17 protein-coding genes and 1 riboswitch are annotated in these 20679 nt (G+C 68.9%); of the genes, 9 read left to right on the forward strand and 8 right to left on the reverse strand.

The features are described 5' to 3' along the window. Positions 1 to 15 precede the first annotated feature (15 nt). Together CY652_RS02250 and CY652_RS02255 are read right to left on the reverse strand one after the other, a co-directional pair. On the reverse strand, positions 16 to 2571 hold the full coding sequence (locus tag CY652_RS02250) for an adenosylcobalamin-dependent ribonucleoside-diphosphate reductase (RefSeq protein ID WP_102129069.1): 2556 nt from the start codon (positions 2569 to 2571) through the stop codon (positions 16 to 18). A gap of 279 nt (positions 2572 to 2850) precedes the next feature. Then, positions 2851 to 3138 carry a DUF3331 domain-containing protein gene (locus CY652_RS02255; RefSeq protein WP_102129070.1) on the reverse strand — a complete coding sequence of 96 codons (288 nt, stop codon included), beginning with the start codon at positions 3136 to 3138 and terminating at the stop codon, positions 2851 to 2853. Between the two features lie 395 nt (positions 3139 to 3533). Here CY652_RS02255 and CY652_RS02260 point away from each other — a divergent pair, with 395 nt between their 5' ends. Together CY652_RS02260 and CY652_RS02265 are read left to right on the forward strand one after the other, a co-directional pair. Beyond that, positions 3534 to 4598 carry an AI-2E family transporter gene (locus tag CY652_RS02260; RefSeq protein WP_102129071.1) on the forward strand — a complete coding sequence of 355 codons (1065 nt, stop codon included), beginning with the start codon at positions 3534 to 3536 and terminating at the stop codon, positions 4596 to 4598. Between the two features lie 541 nt (positions 4599 to 5139). Further along, positions 5140 to 5994, forward strand: a complete 855-nt coding sequence (locus CY652_RS02265; RefSeq protein ID WP_258002160.1) for a peptidoglycan DD-metalloendopeptidase family protein — start codon at positions 5140 to 5142, stop codon at positions 5992 to 5994. Between the two features lie 120 nt (positions 5995 to 6114). Here the strand turns inward: CY652_RS02265 and CY652_RS02270 are convergent, their stop codons facing one another. After that, positions 6115 to 6510: a hypothetical protein gene (locus CY652_RS02270; RefSeq protein WP_102129073.1), complete on the reverse strand. Its 396-nt coding sequence runs from the start codon at positions 6508 to 6510 to the stop codon at positions 6115 to 6117. A gap of 419 nt (positions 6511 to 6929) precedes the next feature. Here CY652_RS02270 and CY652_RS02275 point away from each other — a divergent pair, with 419 nt between their 5' ends. Next, on the forward strand, positions 6930 to 7256 hold the full coding sequence (locus CY652_RS02275) for a DUF4148 domain-containing protein (protein ID WP_102129074.1): 327 nt from the start codon (positions 6930 to 6932) through the stop codon (positions 7254 to 7256). A gap of 321 nt (positions 7257 to 7577) precedes the next feature. Here CY652_RS02275 and CY652_RS02280 read toward each other — a convergent pair whose 3' ends face one another. Continuing rightward, entirely contained in the window at positions 7578 to 8009 is a 432-nt protein-coding gene (locus CY652_RS02280; protein WP_102129075.1) for a CBS domain-containing protein, read from the reverse strand. A 254-nt stretch (positions 8010 to 8263) separates the two neighbouring features. Here CY652_RS02280 and ribA point away from each other — a divergent pair, with 254 nt between their 5' ends. Both ribA and CY652_RS02290 read left to right on the forward strand, forming a co-directional pair. After that, positions 8264 to 8914 carry a GTP cyclohydrolase II gene (ribA, locus tag CY652_RS02285; RefSeq protein WP_102129076.1) on the forward strand — a complete coding sequence of 217 codons (651 nt, stop codon included), beginning with the start codon at positions 8264 to 8266 and terminating at the stop codon, positions 8912 to 8914. A 318-nt stretch (positions 8915 to 9232) separates the two neighbouring features. Continuing rightward, a complete protein-coding gene (locus CY652_RS02290) occupies positions 9233 to 9958 on the forward strand; it encodes a response regulator transcription factor (RefSeq protein ID WP_102129077.1) in 726 nt (241 codons plus the stop codon). Positions 9959 to 10046: 88 nt separating this feature from the next. Here CY652_RS02290 and bluB read toward each other — a convergent pair whose 3' ends face one another. From bluB to CY652_RS02310, 4 genes are all read right to left on the reverse strand, one after another. Then, positions 10047 to 10703 (reverse strand): 5,6-dimethylbenzimidazole synthase, encoded by a 657-nt coding sequence (bluB, locus tag CY652_RS02295; protein WP_102129078.1) that lies wholly within the window; start codon positions 10701 to 10703, stop codon positions 10047 to 10049. Next, entirely contained in the window at positions 10687 to 11985 is a 1299-nt protein-coding gene (locus tag CY652_RS02300; protein WP_102129079.1) for a cobyrinate a,c-diamide synthase, read from the reverse strand. Before CY652_RS02300 ends, bluB begins: the two co-directional genes overlap by 17 nt. A 3-nt stretch (positions 11986 to 11988) precedes the next feature. Then, a complete protein-coding gene (cobO, locus tag CY652_RS02305; RefSeq protein ID WP_102129080.1) occupies positions 11989 to 12591 on the reverse strand; it encodes a cob(I)yrinic acid a,c-diamide adenosyltransferase in 603 nt (200 codons plus the stop codon). Between the two features lie 115 nt (positions 12592 to 12706). Then, complete coding sequence (locus CY652_RS02310; RefSeq protein ID WP_102129081.1) at positions 12707 to 13174, reverse strand: cobalamin biosynthesis protein; 468 nt, start codon at positions 13172 to 13174, stop codon at positions 12707 to 12709. Between the two features lie 194 nt (positions 13175 to 13368). Beyond that, positions 13369 to 13649: riboswitch (cobalamin riboswitch) on the forward strand. A 299-nt stretch (positions 13650 to 13948) separates the two neighbouring features. Here CY652_RS02310 and cobW point away from each other — a divergent pair. From cobW to CY652_RS02335, 4 genes are read left to right on the forward strand one after another with little or no spacing between them, the layout of a single operon-like run. Beyond that, positions 13949 to 15067, forward strand: coding sequence for a cobalamin biosynthesis protein CobW (gene cobW, locus CY652_RS02320; protein ID WP_102129083.1), 1119 nt, complete (start codon positions 13949 to 13951; stop codon positions 15065 to 15067). Positions 15068 to 15092: 25 nt separating this feature from the next. Then, on the forward strand, positions 15093 to 18899 hold the full coding sequence (cobN, locus tag CY652_RS02325; RefSeq protein WP_102129084.1) for a cobaltochelatase subunit CobN: 3807 nt from the start codon (positions 15093 to 15095) through the stop codon (positions 18897 to 18899). Next, positions 18896 to 19963, forward strand: coding sequence for an ATP-binding protein (locus tag CY652_RS02330; RefSeq protein WP_102129085.1), 1068 nt, complete (start codon positions 18896 to 18898; stop codon positions 19961 to 19963). Before cobN ends, CY652_RS02330 begins: the two co-directional genes overlap by 4 nt. Before the next feature lie 26 nt (positions 19964 to 19989). Next, positions 19990 to 20676 carry a vWA domain-containing protein gene (locus CY652_RS02335; protein ID WP_146010002.1) on the forward strand — a complete coding sequence of 229 codons (687 nt, stop codon included), beginning with the start codon at positions 19990 to 19992 and terminating at the stop codon, positions 20674 to 20676. Positions 20677 to 20679 lie beyond the last annotated feature (3 nt).

Here is a 20679-nt window from a genome sequence, read left to right on the forward strand (position 1 = left end):
AATGCTCCTCCGTCGTCAACCGCACGAGCCGATTTCTCCGCACGCGGTGCAAAAGTCGCAGCCGTCCCTGCGTATGACGGCGTTGGCGCCGCACGAACCGCATTTGCGGCCGAGTATCGTACGTAGCCCAGAGGGCGTTGTGTCGTCGTCGGCGACAGACGGAATGCCGGGAGAATCTTCGGCCGCGGGCGTTCGGGTATGAGCACCCGACGTCGTGCCCACCTCGTCCGCGCTAACGGGCGCAAGGCCGCCCGTCTGCTCGCCTCGCCGCCGGGACAGCAACCGTGAAGGCACCTGGTTGCCTTCGGCATCCAGAAAGCCGCGCCGGTGCAGGATTTGCTGGATCGCGTAGGCGATGGCCGCGACTTCCGAATCGTGCCAGAGCGGGGCTTGGTGCCCGTCGAGACGCTGCGTGACGCCGAGTCGCACCTGGCCCCGGTCCCACGACACCTTGCGCAAATCCTGAAGATTGCGGGCGACGAAGCCGCCGCGCGCGGCGAGCGAAAGCGAGCGCATGGTCGCCGTGATCCATTGCTGCGATTCGTCGCGCTGACCGACCGGGATGAAGAACTCGATGGGCCGCTCGATCGTGACGGGCTCGCCGCCGACGTGTCCTGACACCTCCATGAACGACACCGCGACATAAAGCGATTTCTTGCCCATTTGCGTCAGATACTCGACCTTTTCGATGATCGCGGGCAACTCGCCCTTTGGCCGGTGGTCGATCGCGACGCGCAGCGGATCGAGACCGCCTTCGGCGAGCGCGTCCTCGGCCGCGATCTGCAGCACCGCGCCGAGTGTCTCGTTCGGGCGATAGGTCGCGAGGCCCTTGAGCCCGCGCCGCCATGCGTCGAGATAGAGGTCTTCGAACGCTTCGAACGGATAGTCGGCCGGCACGTTGACGGTCTTCGAGATCGACGTGTCGATGTACGGTTGCACCGCCGCCATCATCGCGACGTGATCCTGTGCGGTCATGTCGAGCGCGCTCACGAAGTAGTCGGGCAGCGCATTCACGTCGCCGCCCATTTCGCGATACAGCCGCCAGGCGTGGTCCTCGACGGCGAAGCGCTGACGGCTGCCGTCGGCCATGATCTTCGTGCGCTGGTAGGTCCACGAGAACGCGGGCTCGATGCCGTTCGAAACGTTGTCGGCGAAGGCGAGGCTCACCGTGCCGGTCGGCGCGATGGAAAGCAGGTGGCTGTTGCGGATGCCGTGCGCGCGGATTGCATCCCGCAGATCGTCGGGCAGGCGCGAGGCGAACGTGCCGTCGGCGAGATAGGCGTCGGCCTTGAATAGCGGAAACGGACCGCGCTCGCGCGCGAGTTCGACCGAGGCGCGATAGGCGGCGTCGCGCATGGCGCGGCCGACGCGGGCCGCGAATTCCCGGCCCGCTTCCGAGTCGTAGCGCAGGCCGAGCATGACGAGCGTGTCGCCGAGACCCGTGAAACCCACGCCGATGCGCCGTTTCGCGGCGGCTTCGGCCTGCTGCTCGGGCAACGGCCAGAGCGTGACGTCGAGCACGTCGTCGAGAAAGCGCACCTGGGTGGCGACGCGTTCGGCGAACGCGCTCCAGTCGAACGACGGCGTGCCGCCTTCGAGCTGGGCAAACGGCGCGACGACGAACCGGCTCAGATCGAGCGGCCCGAGATTGCAGCAGCCGTAGGCGGGCAGCGGTTGTTCGCCGCAGGGATTGGTGGCGCGGATCGTTTCGAGCGCGCGCAGGTTGTTGTCCTCGTTCATGCGCGAGATGAAGACGACGCCGGGTTCCGCGACGTCGTAGGTCGAACGCATGATGGCGTCCCAGATCGCCCGGGCGCGCTTTTCCGCGTAGACCCAGAGGCCGTCTCCGCGCCGCCTCAGGTCGAGTGCCGCGCGCAGCGCCGGCGACGGCTCGGCTCGGTGCACGAGCTGCCAGGTCCGGTCGTTTTCCACGGCTTCCATGAACGCGTCGGTCACGGCCACCGAGACGTTGAAGTTGTTCCAGCGTCCCTTCGAATGCTTGGCTTCGATGAATTCGGGCAGGTCGGGGTGGTCGCAGTCCAGCACGGCCATCTGTGCGCCGCGCCGCGCGCCGGCGCTTTCGACCGTGCGGCACGAGGCGTCGAACACGTCGATGTAGCTGCACGGGCCCGACGCACTCGATCCCGTCGAGCGGACCCACGCGCCGCGCGGCCGGATCGCGGAGAAGTTGTAGCCGACGCCGCCGCCGCGGCGCATCGTCTCCGCGGCCTGCAGCAGCGCGACGTAGATGCCGGGGCGGCCTTCGTCGTCGGTGCCCTGGATGCTGTCGCCGACCGGCTGCACGAAGCAGTTGATGAGCGTGGCGGCGATGCCGGCGCCGGCCGCGCTCATGATCCGCCCGGCGCCGAATGCGCCGTGTCGCAGGTTATCGGTGAAGCGGGCCTCGACGGCCTCGCGCAGTTCGGGCGGCTCGGCCATCGCGACGCCGCGCGCCACGCGCCGGTAGATGTCGTCGGCGTTTCGCTCGTCGCCCTTGGCGTATTTCTCGAGCAGGACGTCGTCGGAGAACGGTTGGGGAGCGAGGTTCAGGGGCGGAGCATTGACGGCCATGGCAGGTCCCGGTGAGCGCGCCCGCGGCGGGCGCCGGTTGGCTGACGGTCAGCGGTGCAGGACGGAGGCGGCAAGTGTCGTGCCGCTCGCTGCCCCGGCGCCGGTCGCCGTGAGGCCAACCATACTGCACGCGGGGACGGGCCGCAATTTGCGCGCCGTCACGTCCGGCGTAGTCGGGGACGGCCGTTTCCTTGCGTCTCGAAGCGGGACGTTCCCGTCTGCTCCGGACGGGAACGTGCTGCGGTGGGATTCGAGGTCGGGGAGAAATTCGGGAGGGGGTCAGTCGGTGCCCAGATTGCAGAACACCTCGGCGGCGATCATGACGGAAGCGTTCGATGGCGCGGGCCGTTCGGCCGGCTTGAACACCGCGTCGCCCCGACGGATTTTGCGGCGCGACACGGCGCAGGTCCCCGACGTGTGGGCGGAGCGTCGTCGCCAGCGCTGCTCGCCGTAGTGGCAGCGGCCCGGTTCGACCCAACGGATGACCAGCGTCGTGTCGGAGCGCTCGAGTATTTCGATTCTCACGCCGTTGGCACCGTCAAGTGCAAGGCACTCTTTGGTTTTCATTATCGGCTCCGTAGATGGGGTGTGCCGAATGTAGTACCGTGCGGCGTTAAGTGCCATTGTGTGCCGGTTGAAACACTGTTCCGTCTTCAGCAACAATATGTTCGCCACATCCTGTACCCGACGAAGGAATGGGCGTTTGCGGACGATCCGGTACGAGCTATTAAATTTGTGCAACGCAGTGTTGTGCCTGGCGCGACAGGCTGGGGAGGGAAATAGCGCGCGGGCTTCGTCCGGAATGGGCGGTTTTGCGCTGGCCGGGGAGGTTGCCGCAAGATCGCTGCGAGGGGACCGCGAGGCCCCCTTGGCGCGGCGGGCGGCACGGTCGACGCGGCGTCGGCCTTTCGCCAGGATATTTGCCTTGAACCGGGCTCACCGATGATTTTTCCGAAGATTACATGATTCAACGCCCGTCTGCTCCGAACTCCACCACTCAGCGAAAAACGCAGCGGATCGCTTCCGCTGTCCTCTTTGCGGCCCTCGTCCTGCTGGCCTTGTGGGTCGTGCGCGAATTCATCCCGGCCGTCGCCTGGGCCTGCGTGATCGCCATCGCGCTGTGGCCGGCCTATCAGGCCATCGAGAGCCGGCGCTGCTTTCACGGTCGCACCACGACCATCGCGGTCCTGCTGACCGTCGCGATCGCCCTCCTCGTCGTGCTGCCCATCGCGCTCGCGGTCGTGCAGGCCATCGGCGAGGCGCACGAATTGACGCTCTGGCTGCGCACGGTGCAGGAGAACGGGTTGCCGATGCCCGATTTCATCTCGCATCTGCCCGCCGGCCGGCCGATCGCCCAGTGGTGGCAGGACAATCTCTCCCAGCCGCTGAAGGCCTCGCCTGCGATGAAGGGCCTGCACAGCGACGCGGTCGTCTCGTTCGGCCGGCATTTCGGCGTGCGGGCCGCACACGGGCTGGTGTTGTTCGGCTTCATGCTCGTGACGTTGTTCGTGATTTTCCAGGCCGGGCCGCGTCTCTCGGGCTCCGTGCTGCGCGGCGCACGGCGCGCATTCGGCTCGGACGGCGCGCAATTGATGCAGCGCATGGCGTCGGCCGTGCGCAGCACGGTGGCGGGGCTCGTCGTGGTGGGGCTCGGCGAGGGCGTGCTGCTCGGCTTCGCCTACATGCTGGCCGGCGTGCCGCATGCGGCGCTGCTCGGCGCCGTGACGGCGGTGGCGGCGATGCTGCCGTTCTGCGCGCCGGTCGTGTTCTGCGCGGCGGCGTTGTGGCTGCTGGTGCAGGGCTCGACGGTCGGCGCGATCGGGCTCGTCGTCTGGGGATTCGTGATCGTCTTCGTCGCCGAGCATTTCGTGCGGCCCGTGCTGATCGGCAATTCGGCGCGCCTGCCGTTCCTGCTCGTGCTGTTCGGCATCCTCGGCGGCGCGACGACGTTCGGGCTGCTCGGCATCTTCATCGGCCCGGCGTTGATGACGGTGCTGATGGTGCTCTGGGCCAACTGGGTGCAGTGACGGGACGGGATGGGGCGGGTCGACGAGTCCCCGCGTTCGGTTCAAGTTTCGCGGGACGACGGTCGTTACGGCCGCGATCCGGGTTTTTCGACCGCCCCAAATCTCGACCGACTGGACCGGGAATCGCGCGGGTATGCTTGCAAGCCTGCAAGATAGCGATGGATCAAGTCCGAATAACGGTTAATTAACATTTGTATCAAAATATGCGGGCCGAGGGCTTTGGGTCCGATGACCTTTACAATGGTCTGGCTATTTTTTGAGATTGCTGCTGGCTGATTATTGGAAATTGATCGGCGGTTAATGAATGAAGCGCGCCTTTTCGCTGGAGAAGAGGGTGGTTGAGTAATGCTGCAGCGGGTCGCGACGAGGCGGCCGGAGGCGGTCGCATGAGGTGTGACGGGCAGGCCGGGCGGCGCAGGGAGCGCGCCGTGCCTCGCCGGGTTCCCTTTGCGTCGGATCCGCCAGCGCAGTGAGCAGGAGTTGAACCCATATGTCGAGAAGTCGTTTTGGAGCAGGTGTAGGAGGTTGGGCGGGTATCTGGATGGCGGCGTTGCTGGGCGGGTGTGCGAATCTGGCCCCCCAGGGGCCGCAACCCGGACCTCAGCCCGACCAGCAGGCGGCGGCCGGGCAGACGGCGCCCGCCGCGGGCGGTTCGGGCGCGCAGCCGCAGGCGTCCCGGACGCCGTCGTCGACCGACGTTGCGCAAGCGCCGGAACAGGACGCGGCGCAACCTGTCGAGACGACCCGCGTCGTCGTGCAGACGACCTGGTATCGGGTCCGACGCGGGGAGTCGTTGAGGCACTTCGCGCAGACTCACGGTTGCTCCGTCCGGGATCTGCTGGCGTGGAATCATCTGAGATCGTCGAGCCGGCTGCGCGCGGGAGAACGACTGCGCATCGTGTCGCGCAAGACCGTCACGGTGCAGGCGGCGGCTCCGGCCGCGGGCAACGACGGCGCCGGCGGCGCGACGGCCAGCGCGGCCGAGGTGCGGCAGGTGAGCGCCGAGGTCGCGCGTCACGCCAGCGACGTGTCGCTCGTCTGGCCGGCCCAGGGGCAGGTCGTCCAGCCGTTCGAGCCCGGCGAGAACCGGGGCATCGAGATTGCCGGCAACGCCGGAGACCCGGTGTTCGCAGCGGCCGACGGCCGGGTAATGTACGCCGGGACGGGCCTGAACGATTACGGCAGCCTCATCATCGTCCAGCACAACAAGGACTTTCTGACCGCGTACTCGCATAACCGCAAGCTGCTCGTGAAGACCGGCGATTTCGTCCGGCAGGGGCAGGAAATCGCCGAGATGGGCAACGAGGACAACTCGCGCGTAGCCGTGGTGTTCGAACTGCGCCACGACGGCAAGCCGATCGATCCGATGCCCTATCTGCCGCAGCGCAACGGTTGAGCGCCGCAGTCGCTCCGGCGGTTGGTTCTGCGGTCGCATCTGCAGTTGTCCCGATAGATCGCGCCCCGGGAGGCCGCATGCCGCCTCCCCGGGGCGTCTGCGCTTCAAACCATCGAATCGTCAGGATTTCAGGCCCCGCAGCACCTGCGCGAGTGCCGCATGCGCGTGGAGCACGTCGGGCGCCGCTTGCAGAAGCATCTGATAGTGCTCGAAGAAACTTTCGTAGGGCGCTTCTCCACGGAACAGGGCGGCGACGGATTGCGCGGCCGCAATCCGGTCCTGCGCCTGCCCGTCGCTGGCGTCGAGCGTCTCATCGACGTTCGCGATCACGGTGGAGAGCGGCATGATCCAGCGAAACGCGGGACCGTTGATCAGCACCTGCAGGAAGGCCGCCGGCGTCGTCGGGCCGAACTCGCGCTCGTAGGCCGCGCGCTCGTGATCGAGAATAGCCTTGTGTGCGTTCAACAGCGGCCGGCGCACGTCGTTCAGGAATTGCAGGGCGCGAGATTCGTCCATGATGATGGGGCTCCAGGAAGGGATCGTCGGTTCTATTCCGTTGTCCTGAGGATCTGCATGCCGCCACATTTCGATCGACCTGCTGACGCGCCGGCGGCATGGCGATCCGGACGATGGTAGCGCGGGCCTGCCGCTTTCGCGTTTTCGACCCGACGCGCCGCTGAAACGGCTCGCCAGCGCCTCGCGATCCGGGGCATTCCCGTGCGGCCCGACGCAGGCTGCACCTGACAGTCGCCTCCCAATTTGTTTCTATTTTGTAACAAATTGACGATCAATATTCAGCTATTGTTTATGTTTTCGAAACAGTATTTGTACGGATTAAGGGTTTACCCCTAGCGTTTGTCTCAATAAACTGGAATCACTCGTTCGACACATGGTGTGTCGGGCGGAGCAAGAACAAGTTATGGAGGTAATACACCATGAAGACCCGTACTCTGATCCAGGCCGCTGTCGTTGCTGCTGCGGTTGCCGTTCCTGCCCTTTCGTTCGCTCAAGAGCAGGCCCCGCTGACCCGTGCTGAAGTGCGCGCGGACCTCGTCCGTGTCGAACAGGCCGGCTACAACCCGGCGACGGCCGGCAACGCGACCTACCCGGCCGACATCCAGGCCGCCGAAGCCCGCATCGCGAGCACGCAGGCCGATAGCCAGGCCGCCGACACCGGTTACGGTCCGTCGACGTCGGGCTCGTCGCAATCGGGCCAGCTCGAGCAGGTCACGCCGCATGATTCCGTGTATTTCGGTCACTAAGCAGTCGGGAAAAGCGACGGGCGGCGTGATTTGTCCGGATCGTTTTTCCGCGTAGTGTGCTGTAGCAGGCGATGTACCGTGGCCGGCAGGCCGTAACCGCTGCCGGCCACGTTTCATCCGGATTTCGTCGCGGGCGCGGGAAATTGCCGTGCCGCGCGAGGCAGAGGGCGATTGCGACAAACGGTCGCTGGCTTCTGCGCGTTTTTTCGTCCCGAAAACCTCCGTCGCCGCGAGGCGACTTCGCCCGACTCCCTTGCGTGGATTGGGCGCTTTTTGCCTGTCGCGCGGTTCCTCGGCCCAGGGGAAAACGCCGCGGCGCGCTCAGCTCCGGATGTAGTGCTCGAGCTGCTCGATCGTGAATTGCTGCTCGGCGATGATCTCCTTGACGAGGTCGCCGATCGACACCATGCCGATAAGCTTGCCCTGATCGAGCACGGGCAGGTGTCGCATGTGCCGCTCCGTCATCAACGCCATGCAGTCGTAGGTCGTCTGCTCCGGCTGCACGAAGCGCACCTGCGTGCTCATGATTTCGCTCACTAGCGTCGTTTTCGACGCACGGTCCATCAGCACGACCTTGCGCGCGTAATCGCGCTCCGTGACGATACCCACGATGGCGTCGCGGTCGGTGACGACGAGCGCGCCGATCTGCTTCTGCGCCATGAGCCGGATGGCGTCGTAGACGGAATCGGATGCATTGATCGTGTGGACGGTGCAATCCGGTTTCGAGTTGAGGATCTGGGCAACGCAGGTCATCGGATGTCTCCATGTCGTTCCGTTTTATGGTGCGGCGCAGCGCCTGACGCGCGGCCGACGGAATGCCTTCAGTATAGGTGGCGCCGGGGTGGCGCGTTCCGTGAATGCGCGGCCGGCGCAGCGCGGTCTCCGGTACCGCGCGGCTCGACAGGACCTCGCGCGGCGCGGCCGGCGGTATCCCGCAAATGGCGGTACACTCCGTTTCCGCACCTGTTCCGGCCCGGCCGGTTCCTGCCTGTCACCGTTTTCTGAACATGCCTACGTTTTCCGGTCCGTCGAATGCCGACGGCGACCACGCCAACGAATGCGTCGCGCTCGACGCGACTGCCACGCTGCCGACGCGCTACGGCATTTTCCGGTCCTGCGTATTTCGCGTGAAAGAGGGCGGGGCCGAGCACCTGGCGCTCGTGATGGGCGACGTCGGCAGCGGCGCGCCGGTGCTGACCCGGTTGCACTCCGAATGTCTGACGGGCGACGTGCTCGGCTCCTATCGCTGCGATTGCGGCGAGCAACTCGATCTCGCATTGCGCTACATCGCGGCCGAGGGGCGCGGCGTGCTGCTCTATCTGCGCGGTCACGAGGGCCGGGGCATCGGCCTGTCGAACAAGATTCGCGCCTACGCGCTCCAGGAACAGGGGCGCGACACCGTCGAGGCCAACCTCGACCTCGGCTTGCCCGACGACGCGCGCGAGTACGATTCGGCGGCGGCCATCCTGCGTCTTTTGAAGGTGTCCTCGGTCCGGCTCATGAGCAACAATCCGAAGAAATTCGATACGCTTGCGAAGCACGGCATTCCGGTGCACGAGCGGGTGGCGCTGGCCATTCCGATGCGCGAGGAAAACGAACGCTACATCCGGACCAAGCAGGCCAAGTTCGGACACTACTATTTCGAAGAAAACGAATGAGGCCGGGGGGCGTCACGCCCCACTGGTCTCAGCGGTTCCATCGGTTCAGGGCGGCGGCGCATGGCGGCGGTATGTCCGGCCATGAACTGGGTCCGCGCCGGACAGGTCGCTCGTCTGTCCGCCCTGTCCGGGTATGCCGTTGATCCGGGGCCGACCTCGCGGTCTGCGCATCGGTCGGCCCGATGTTGATGGGGCTCAATAGATAGGATGGCTATACAATAGGGGTCGTCGTATCCCATACGCGATAATTGGAGCTTGATCGCGTGCGGTCTGCAAATTGGGTTCGGAGCAGGCCGCGAGTTGGTGCTGTGGAGTTTTATGAGAATTGCCGTTCTGGATGACGAGCCGGATCAGCTCGAGTTTGTCTGCGAGGCGTTGACGATCGCGGGCCATGCCTGCCACGCCTTTTCCCGGGGCGAGGATCTGCTCAAGCGGCTGCGCCGCGAAACCTTCGATCTGCTCGTGCTCGACTGGCTCGTGCCCGACGTCGGCGGCGACGAGGTGCTGCGCTGGGTCCGGCTCAACCAGCGCGCGTCGCTGCCCGTCATCTTCATGACGAACCGCGGGCGCGACATCGACGTCGCGCTGATGTTGAACAGCGGCGCCGACGACTACGTCGTGAAGCCGGTCTCGGCGCTCGTGCTGACGGCGAGGGTCGGGGCGCTGCTGCGGCGCGCCTACGGGTCGCAGCAGCCGGAGCTGACGAAAACCTTCGGCGTGTACGCGTTCGATCTGGCGGCGCGGCAGGCGAGCGTGGACGGCTGCCCGGTGTATCTGACGCACAAGGAGTTCGATCTCGCGCTGATGCTGTTTCAGCGGCTCGGCCAGCCGCTGTCGCGCGCGCACATCTTCGAGGCGATCTGGCGGCAGGCGGAAGATATTCCGTCGCGCACGATGGACACCCACATATCGGTGCTGCGCTCGAAGCTGAACCTGCGCCCCGAGAACGGCTTCAGGCTCACGCCGATCTACGGCTACGGATACCGGCTCGAACGCGTGGATGCCGCCTCGGCTGTGGAGACGGAGGCGGCGTCGGGGCGCTAAAGGTTGGTTGAGGCCGGCGAACCCGTCGTCCGCTCCGCCGTCGCCTTCCCCTTACGCGTTCGAGGCTGGGCGGCCCGCGCGTCTCCGCTCAGCCGGTCGTCTTCGCGTCGGGCCAACGGTTCTCGCCGACGCATTCGTCGAGCGGCCGGCGCTCGGCCCAATGCTCCATTTCCAGCATCGGCTGCTCGTAGAATGCGTCGACGTGGCCGAGGCACAGGATCGCCACCGGCTTCGCGCCGGCCGGCATGCCGAGCAGCGCGCGCACTTCGTCGACGTCGAAGATCGACACCCAGCCCATCCCGAGCCCCTCGGCGCGGGCCGCGAGCCAGAGGTTCTGGATCGCGCAGGCCACCGACGCCAGATCCATTTCGGGCAGCGTGCGCCGGCCGAATACGTGCGGCTCGCGCTGGTCCATCAGCGCGACGACGAGCAGCTCGCCGCACTCGCGCATGCCTTCCACCTTCAGCTTCATGAATTCGTCGCGGCGCTTGCCGAGCGCGTCAGCCGTGGCGATGCGCTCGCGCTCGACGCCCGCCTGCAGGCTCGAGCGCAAGGCGGGATCGGTGATTCGTACGATTCGCCACGGCTGCATGAAGCCGACGCTCGGCGCGTGATGAGCCGCGTCGAGCAGCCGCCGCAACGTGGCCGGATCGACCGGGTCCGGCACGAAATGCCGCATGTCGCGGCGTTCGTAAATCGCGCGGTAGACGGCCGCGCGCTGTGCATCGTCAAAAGGCTGTGCCATGGAAGATAGCGGCTGCGAAGGCCGGGCAGGAGGGCCAGTAGGCGTGGAAATAGGTGGCGACGATCGGGCCGTGGCGGTACACGCGTTCGCCGGGCGCGCCCGTGGTCGCATGGACGGCCGTGAGCGCCGGCGCGAGCGGCGTACTGACGCGCGAGTAGTGGAACGTGTGTCCGGTCAGGGTGCCCGGCGCGCCGTCGAGGCGCTGCATGCCGAGCGCCGTGAAGCGCCGCTGCATGGCCGCCGAACCGGGCAGCAGGCCGAGCATCGGAGTCGTTGCGCCGTCGGCGTCGGTGAGGGCGTCGAGCAGATAGAGCATGCCGCCGCACTCGGCGACGAGCGGCTTGCCGGCCTCTACGTGGGCGCGCACCGACGCGGCGCTGCGCGCGTTGCGCGACAGCCTCGGCGCGTGAAGCTCGGGATAGCCGCCGGGCAGGTACAGCGCATCGGCACCGTCGGGCACGGGTTCGTCGGCGAGCGGCGAGAAATAGCTTATGCGTGCGCCGAGCGTTTCGAGCAGCTCGATGTTGGCCGGATAGATAAACGAAAACGCGGCGTCGCGGGCGATGGCGATGCGCTGTCCGTCGAGCAGGCGCGGCAGCGCGACGTCCGGCGTCGTCCCGAAATCGACGGGAGGCGGCAGTTCGGCGAGCGCGGTCTGCGCGAGCGCGTCGGCGGCGCGGTCGAGCCGCGCGTCGAGATCGGCTACCTCGTCGGCCTGGTGCAGGCCCAGATGGCGGCCGGGCAGCGCGAACGCATCGTCGCTGCCGATATGGCCGAGCCAGCGCAGGCCGGCCGGCAGCGCCTCGCGCAGTACCTGCGCGTGCCGTGCCGAGCCGACGCGGTTGGCGAGCACGCCGTGAAACGGCACGTCGGCGCGAAAGTGCGCGAGGCCGAACGCGAGCGCGCCGAAGGTCTGCGCCATCGATTTCGCGGCGATCACCGCGGCCACCGGCACGCCGAACGCGGCGGCGAGGTCGGCGCTGCTCGGCGTGCCATCGAAGAGTCCCATCACGCCTTCGATCAGGATCAGGTCGGCGCTCTGTGCCGCCTGCGCGAGCAGCGCGCGGCAGCCTTCGCGGCCGACCATCCAGAGATCGAGCGAGTAGACGTTCGCCCCGCTCGCGCGCTCGAGGATCGTCGGGTCGAGAAAATCCGGCCCGACCTTGAAGACGCGCACGCGCCGCCCGCGGCGCCGATGCAGGCGCGCGAGCCCCGCCGTCAGCGTGGTCTTGCCCTGCCCGGAGGCGGGCGCGGCGATCAGCAGCGCAGGACAGGCGCCCATGCCTCAGAACTCCACGCCGGCCTGGGCCTTGACGTGTTGCTCGCGGTAGGGGTGCTTGACGAGCCGCATCTCGGTGACGAGATCGGCGGCTTCGATCAGCGCGTCCGGCGCGTGGCGGCCCGTGACGACGACGTGCAGCAAGGGCGGGCGCGCCGCGAGCACGCCGAGCACTTCGTCGAGCGGCAGATACTCGTACTTGAGCACCGTATTGAGCTCGTCGAGGATCACCATCCGGTAATCGCCGCTCTCGATCATCGCGCGCGCGGCGTCCCAGCCCTTGCGGGCCGTCGCGACGTCGGCGTCGCGGTTCTGCGTGTTCCAGGTGTAGCCGTCGCCCATCGTGACGAAGTCGCAGTGCGCGACGCCGCCGAGAAAATCGCGCTCGGCCGTGTGCAGCGCGCCCTTGATGAACTGCACGACGCCGAGCTTCATGCCGTGCCCGAGCATGCGCACGGCCATGCCGAACGCAGCCGTGCTCTTGCCCTTGCCGTTGCCGGTGTGGACGATCAGCAGGCCCTTTTCGATCGTGGCGGCGGCCTGCTTCTTCTCGTGGCCTTCGCGGCGGCGTTGCGTCATGCGCAGATGCGATTCGGGGTCGGTCTTCATCGGTGTCGGGTTCTATCTGTGATGGATGCCGCCTCGGGCGGCGAATACGGCGGGCGTTCGGGCGGTTTTGACGGGCGGGCCATTATGCGCGACGTTCGGCGTGCAGGCACCGGGCTCATGCCGCGCCGGCCGGATGCCGGTCGTCGCGCTCGCTAGGCAGGCGCCTCGCCAGCGCGACGGTGACGCCGTCCCGCGCGATCTTGCCCTGCACGAGCGGCCCGCCGTCGGCGCCGAGCCGCGCGCAGGGCTCGCAAACGCCGTCGACGCCCAGATGCGCGCGCGCTGCCGGCGACGGCGCGCCCGACGCCGGACAGGCCGTGAGCCGCGCGCGGGCGAAGACGCGAAGCGGCAGCGCATGCGCCGCGCAGAACGCGAGCAGGGCCGGTTCGTCGGCCTTGTTTTCGACGGTCGCGACGAGCCCGACGTCGCCGAGCGGGCGTTCGCCGAGCGCGGCCCGCACGGCCGCCTCGATCTGCGCGAGGCTCGCGTGGCGCCGGCAGCCGATGCCGAGCACGAGCGTTGCCGCTGCGCGGCACGAGGTCGGGGGCGAGGATTCGGGGACGGACGGGGCGGGACGATTCACGATGCGGGCGAGACCGGGGCGGGGCGCCGGGGACGTTCCGGCAGGGCCGGCGCGAATGCGCGCTACGATACCACAGGCTTTTTTCACGAGTTTCGATGCCGGATGCCGCGGACGGTTTCCGGCGCTTTCGGCATCCGTCGCGCCGAAACCCGTGCGCCGCCGGGGCGTTCCTTGACGCCCGTTCCCGCCGCGCCTACACTCGCACGCACTTCGGTGCCCGCGCGCGCTTTCCTTGCGCGCGCAGTTAAACGGGAATCAGGGAGCCGCTCTTCATATCGGCGAGCCGGCCAACCTGAACTGCCCCCGCAACGGTACGACGAGCGCATCGCGCGAGCGATGCAGAGCCGACTTCGACGCGTGCGCATCACCGTGCACGCCGGCAGCCACTGCGCGGCGAGGCCCTTCGGGCCCGCGGCGCGGGAAGGCGAAGCGGCGTTTCGTCAGTCCGGATACCGGCCGGAGAGGAAGGAGCCGATACCGCGGGGATGCGGCATCGGCTTCGTGAATTTCATCGCGGCCGCGAGAGGCGGCCCGTGCCGTACTGCCGTCGGTCGTCCCCGTCCGTTTGCCCGTCGTTCGCCTGGTTTGTGCCGTCGCGTCCCGCGTCGGTCGCCGCGCTGCGCACCGCGCGGGCGGCCGTCGTCCGCACGGGAGCCGCCGCGCCGGCAGATGCCGGCCGGCGCCATGGCGCCATACGGCGCGGGATCGTCGCAACGGGAAGGCGCGGACGGCGCGAACAGCGCCAACCCGCGGCGCGCCACAGGAGCATGACGAATGCAGACACGCAAGATTCCGGTCACGGTCGTGACGGGCTTTCTCGGCAGCGGCAAGACTACCTTGCTGCGCCACATCCTCGAACAGGCGGGCGGGCTGCGCATCGCGGTCATCGTCAACGAGTTCGGCGAACTCGGCATCGACGGCGAGATCCTGCGCGGCTGCGGGATCGGCTGCAACGAGGACGGCAGCGAAGCGTTGGGTCAACTGTACGAGCTCGCCAACGGGTGCCTCTGCTGCACCGTGCAGGAGGCGTTCTTCCCGGTGATGGAGCAGCTCGTCGAGCGGCGTGGCGAAATCGACCACGTGCTGATCGAGACGTCGGGCCTCGCGCTGCCCAGGCCGCTCGTGCAGGCGTTCAACTGGCCGTCGATCCGCAACAGCTTTACCGTCGATGCCGTCGTCACCGTGGTCGACGGGCCCGCCGCCGCGAGCGGCCAGTTCGCCGACGATCCGCAGGCCGTCGACGCGCAGCGCCGCGCCGATCCGAATCTCGACCACGAGTCGCCGCTGCACGAACTGTTCGAAGACCAGCTTTGCGCGGCCGACCTCGTGATTCTCAACAAGACTGACCTGCTCGACGTCGCCCGGCAGGACGCGCTCGTCGAAGAACTGCGCAAGGAACTGCCGCCGCAGGTGAAGATCGTGCGCGCGCAGCGCGGCGCGCTCGACCTCCACGCGCTGCTCGGCCTCGAATCGGCATCGGAGGAAAGCATCCATCTGCGCCACGATCATCACGGCAGTGCCGACGATCCCGATCACGACCATCACCACGACGAGTTCGACTCGGTCGTCGTGAGCGCGCCGGCGCCTTCGCGCGAGGCCGTGCTGGCCGCGCTCGGGCAACTGGTCGACGCGCACACGATCTATCGCGTGAAGGGCTTCGCCGCGTTGCCGGGCGCGCCGATGCGGCTCGTGGTGCAGGGCGTCGGGCGGCGCTTCGACAGCTACTTCGATCGCCGCTGGCAGGCCGGCGAGCTGGCCGCGCAGCCGCTCTCGCGCTTCGTGCTGATCGGCGAGGATCTCGACGCGGCCGCGTTGCAGCGCGCGTTCGACGCGGCGCTGGCGCAGGGCGGGGCCGCGTCGGCGTCGCTCGCCATAGCCACAGCCGCGCGCTGAACGCGCAGGACCGAGCCGCCTCGCCATGCATCTGCTGCGCACCACGCCCGGGGGATTCGTCGACGACACGGCCGGCGTGATCCGCATCGACCAGCAGCCGGCCGAGATCGTCGTGCTCAGTTCCGCCGACACGACGCTCGCGCTGCTGGCGAGCGTCGTGTCCCGGCTGCCGGAAGGCTTCCCGAGCGTGCGGCTCGCGAACGTCGCTTATCTGCGCCAGCCCGCCTCGGTCGATTTCTATCTCGACGACGTGCTGCAGCACGCGCGCGTCGTCGTTGTCGATCACCTCGGCGGCGAGGCGTACTGGCCTTACGGCATCGAACAGGTCGTCGCGCTGGCCGAGCGGCGCGGACAGTTGCTCGCGATGTTCTCGGGCGACCTCCAGGAAGACCCGAACCTCCTTGCGAAGAGTCGCGCGGCGCCCGCGTTTTGCCGGCTGCTCTGGCGCTACCTGCGCGAAGGCGGCGCGGCCAACGCTGGAAATTTCCTGCGCGCACTGGCCTGGCGCGGCCTCGACTGGGGCAGCGAGCCCGCGCCGCCGCTGATCCTGCCCGCGGCCTCGCTCTATCACCCCGCGCACGACGTGGCGACCCTCGACGACTGGCGCGCGCGCTGGCACGCGGATGCGCCCGTCGTCGCGCTGCTTTTCTACCGCGCCCATCTGCAGTCCGCGAACACGGAGGTGTTCGACGCGCTGAACGAGGCGCTGCTCGAACGCGGCATGAATCCGCTGCCGATCGCGGTCACCTCGCTGAAGGACGCGGTGAGCCGCGACGTCATCGAGCGCCTGTGCCGCGAGCACGAGGTCTCGCTCGTGCTCAACACGACCGCGTTCGCGGCCTCGTCGCCCGGCGACGACGCGCCGATCGAACTCGCGGGCGACGCGCCGGTATTCCAGGTCATCCTGAGCGGCAGCAACCGGGCCGACTGGCTCAAGGACAACCACGGCCTGAACGCGCGCGACATCGCCATGCACGTCGCGCTGCCCGAGGTGGACGGGCGCATCGTCACGCGGGCGATCAGCTTCAAGGGGCTCGCGTACTACTGCGAGCACACCCAGGTCGACGTGGTCCGCTATCAGCCCGACGCGGAGCGCCTCGCGTTCGTGGCTGAGCTGAGCCGGCGCTGGTGCCGGCTGCGCCGGCTGCCGAACGCGCAGAAGAAGCTCGCGCTCGTGCTCGCGAACTATCCGATGAGCGAAGGCCGGATCGGCAACGGCGTCGGGCTCGACACGCCGGCCTCGGTGCTCGGCATCCTGCGCATGCTGCGCGACGAGGGCTATCGCGTGGCCGATGTGCCCGAAAGCGGCGACGCGCTGATGCGCCTCCTGACCTCGGGCGTGACGAACGACCCCGACACGCGCGCGTTGCGCCCCGCCTGGCAGAGCCTTTCGCTCGACGACTATCGCCGCCATTTCTCGCAGATGCCGGCCGAGGCGCAGAACGCGATGATCGCGCGCTGGGGTGCGCCGGAGCAGGACCCGACGGTGCGGCGCGGCCGTTTCATGATCGCGGGCTGGCGCTGCGGCCAGGTGTTCGTCGGCATCCAGCCCTCGCGCTCGCGCGGCGAAGATACCTACGCGAACTATCACGACGCGGAACTCGTGCCGCCGCACGCCTATCTCGCGTTCTATTTCTGGCTGCGGCACGCGTTCGGCATCGACGCGATCGCCCACGTCGGCAAGCACGGCAATCTGGAATGGCTGCCGGGCAAGAGCGTGGCGCTCTCGGACGCATGCTGGCCCGACCTCGCGCTCGGGCCGCTGCCGCATCTCTATCCGTTCATCGTCAACGATCCGGGCGAGGGCAGCCAGGCGAAGCGCCGCGCCCAGGCCGTGATCGTCGATCACCTGATGCCGCCGCTCACGCGCGCGGAAAACTACGGCCCGCTCCAGGACCTCGAGCGCCAGGTGGACGAGTACTACGACGCGCTGATGGTCGACCCGCGCCGCGCGAAGCTGCTGCGCCGGACCATCCTCGAGACGATCGTCGAGCACCGGTTGCACGAGGAGCTGAGCGTCGGTCTGCCGGCCGATCCGGCGGCCGAGGACGCGCTGCTCACGCGCGCCGACGCCTATCTCTGCGAGTTGAAGGAGGCGCAGATCCGCGACGGGCTCCACACGTTCGGCGTTTCGCCGGCAGGCCGTCAGCGGCTCGACACGCTGCTCGCGCTCGGCCGCTATCCGTGCGGCGAAGGGCAGGGCGCGAACGCGGGGCTGATCGGGGCGCTCGCGCGCGACTTCGAGATCGACCCGCTGCTCGACGCCGCCGGGTTCGACGCGGCCGTGCCCTGGACCGGGCCGCGGCCCGCGTGGCTCGCGGCGGTCAGCGACGCGCCGTGGCGCCACGCGGGCGACACGCGCGAGCGGCTCGAAGCGCTCGCGCTCGCGCTGCTCGGCGCGGAATGCGGCGAGCAGCAGACGGACGCCCGGCCGCTGCCCGGCCTCTGTGCGTTGCCGCAGGCCGCGGCCGTGATCGGACGGTTGCGCGCCGACGTGCTGCCGAAGCTCGACGCCTGCGGCGCCGAGGAAATGCGCCAGTTCCGCCGCGCGCTGGAGGGCCGTTTCGTGCCGCCGGGCCCGAGCGGCTCGCCCTCGCGCGGCCGGCCCGACGTGTTGCCGACGGGCCGCAACTTCTATTCGGTCGATACGCGCGCGGTACCGACTCAATCGGCCTGGGTGCTCGGGCAGAAGTCGGCGCGGCAGTTGATCGAGCGCCATCTGCAGGAGCACGGCGACTACCCGCGCGCCGTGGGCCTCTCGGTCTGGGGCACGGCGACGATGCGCACGGGCGGCGACGATATCGCCCAGGCGTTCGCGCTCATCGGCGTGAGGCCGAAGTGGGCCGCCGGCAGCCAGCGCGTCGTCGATTTCGAGATCCTGCCGACGGATGCGCTCGGCTGGCCGCGCATCGACGTGACGCTGCGCGTCTCGGGCTTCTTTCGCGACGCGTTTCCGAACGTCATGCATCTGTTCGACGCCGCCGTCCAGGCCGTGGCCGAACTCGACGAGCCGGAACACGTGAACGCGCTGCGCGCGCGCGTCGGGCGTGACCGCGACGCCTGGATGGCGCGCGGCCTCGACGCCGACGAGGCGCGCCGCCGCGCCGGCTGGCGCGTGTTCAGCGCGCGGCCCGGCGCCTACGGCGCGGGCCTTCAGTCGCTCGTCGACCAGCGCCAGTGGCAGACCGATGCCGATCTCGCACACGCGTACCGGGCGTGGGGCGGCTACGCCTACGCGCAGAACAGCGCCGGCGACGAGGCGCGCGAGGCGTTCGGCGAGCGGCTCGCGGCGCTCGACGTCGTGCTCCAGAACCAGGACAACCGCGAGCACGATCTGCTCGACTCGAACGACTACTACCAGTTCCAGGGCGGCATGACGGCCGCGGCGCGCCATTTGTCCGGCCGCCAGCCGGACGTCTATCACGCCGACCACAGCGATCCGGCCGCGCCGCGCGTGCGGCCGCTTTCGATGGAGATCGCGCGCGTGGTCCGCTCGCGCGTCGTCAATCCGAAATGGATCGACGGCGTGAAGCGGCACGGCTACCGCGGCGCGGCGGAAATGGCCGCGACGGTCGACTACCTGTTCGGCTACGACGCGACCGCGCGCGTGGTGGGCGACCATCAGTACGCGCTCGTGACCGACGCCTACGTGAACGACGACGCCACGCGCGCCTTCCTGCGCGAGCACAATCCCCATGCGCTGCAGGCGATCTGCGAGCGCCTGCTCGAAGCGATCCAGCGCGGCCTGTGGCGCGAGCCCGGCGACTATCGCGCGCAGCTCGAAAACCGTCTGCTCGAAGCCGGGCAGCATCTCGAAGGAACCCGACCATGAACGATCCGGCTGCGCCCCCGGCGTTTCCGTTTGCCGCGCTGGTGGACCAGGCGCCGCTGCAACAGGCGTTGCTGCTCGCGGCGATCGATCCGGCGCTCGGCGGCGTGCTCGTGAGCGGGCCGCGCGGCACGGCCAAATCGACGGCCGCGCGCGCGCTGGCCGAGCTGCTGCCAGACGGCGCGTTCGTCACGTTGCCGCTCGGCGCGAGCGAGGAGCGCGTCGTCGGTACGCTCGACCTCGAAGCGGTGCTGCGCGACGGTGCGGTGCGGTTTTCGCCGGGTCTGCTCGCCGCCGCGCACGGCGGCGTGCTCTACGTGGACGAGGTGAACCTGTTGCCCGACGCGCTCGTCGACGTGCTGCTCGACGCGGCGGCGAGCGGCGTCAACACGGTGGAGCGCGACGGCGTTTCGCATCGCCACGACGCGCGTTTCGTGCTGGTCGGGACGATGAATCCGGAAGAGGGCGAGCTGCGCCCGCAACTGACCGACCGCTTCGGCTTGATGGTCGAGCTGCGCAACGCGTTCGACGCGGCGGTGCGCCAGTGCATCGTCAGGGCGCGGCTCGCGTTTGATGCCGATCCGCATGCGTTTCGCGCGGCTCACGAGGCCGGGCAACGCGTGCTCGCGCAGCGCATCCGGACGGCGCGCGCCGCGCTGGCCGGGCTGTCGTTCGGCGACGACGTGCACGAGCGGACCGCGTCGCACTGCATCGAGGCGGCCGTGGACGGTCTGCGTGCCGATCTCGTGATGCTGCGCGCGGCGCGCGCGCTGGCCGCACTCGAAGGCGCGCCGGCCGTCACGACGGCGCACGTCGATCGCGTCGCACCGGCCGTGCTCGCGCATCGGCGGCGCGCGCCCGGCGAGCCGGAGACCGCATCGGCCGATCGTCGTGGCGATGCGCAGCGGCAGGGCGAAACGTTCGCCGGGCAGGCGAGCCCGAACGGCGGCGGGGCGAACGGTGCCGATTCCGCCGCGGCGGACGGCGATTGGGGCTATCTCGCGCCGGAGCCGGTGGCGGCCGCGACGGTCAAGGGCGTGGTGCCGCTGTCCGCAAAAAAACGCTGAGCCGCCGGACAGGGACCGCCGCCCCGATGCCGGGCGGCGTCCGGCGGCCCGACGAGGGTCCGGATGATCGCGAGGATCGGGCGGCGCGCGGTCGCGCGGCGCGGGCCGAGCCCGGCTCGCGCATCGCCTGGTGGCCGACGCTGGCGACGAAAGGGCCGCAGCCGCTGCGCGGCGCGCATCTGCGCTTCGCGCCGCGCGAACGCGGCAGCGGCGTGCTGCACTGCTTCGTGCTCGACTGCTCGGCCTCGATGCTCGCGCACGGCCAGCTTGCGCTCGCGAAGGGACTCCTGATCGCGCTCTTCGATCGCGCGCGCCGTGAGCGGGCCGAGGCCGCGCTGATCTGCTTCGGCGGTGACGAGGCGCATGTGCGCTTCGGGCCGGCCGTACCGCGCTGGTGGAACGAGCGCTGGCTCGAACCCGTCGGCGCGGGCGGCGGCACGCCGCTGGGCGCCGGCATCGACGCGGCGTCAAGGCTGCTCGATGCCGCCTGCCGCCGCAAGCCCGCGCAGCAGCGCGTGCTGTGGCTGATGAGCGACGGCCGCAGCACGCAGTTGCCTGTGCGGCCGCGGCGCGCGGATCACGTGAGGGTCGTCGATCTCGAACTGGCCGACGTGCGTCTGGGCCGTTGCGATGCACTGGCGCGCGCGTGGGGCGGCGAGTGCGTCATGCCGGAGACGCTGCTTGCGCAGGCTCGCCGGCTTTCGGCGGATTGACCG

The sequence above is a fragment of the Burkholderia sp. WAC0059 genome (assembly GCF_002870125.1).
Taxonomy (GTDB): Bacteria; Pseudomonadota; Gammaproteobacteria; order Burkholderiales; family Burkholderiaceae; genus Paraburkholderia.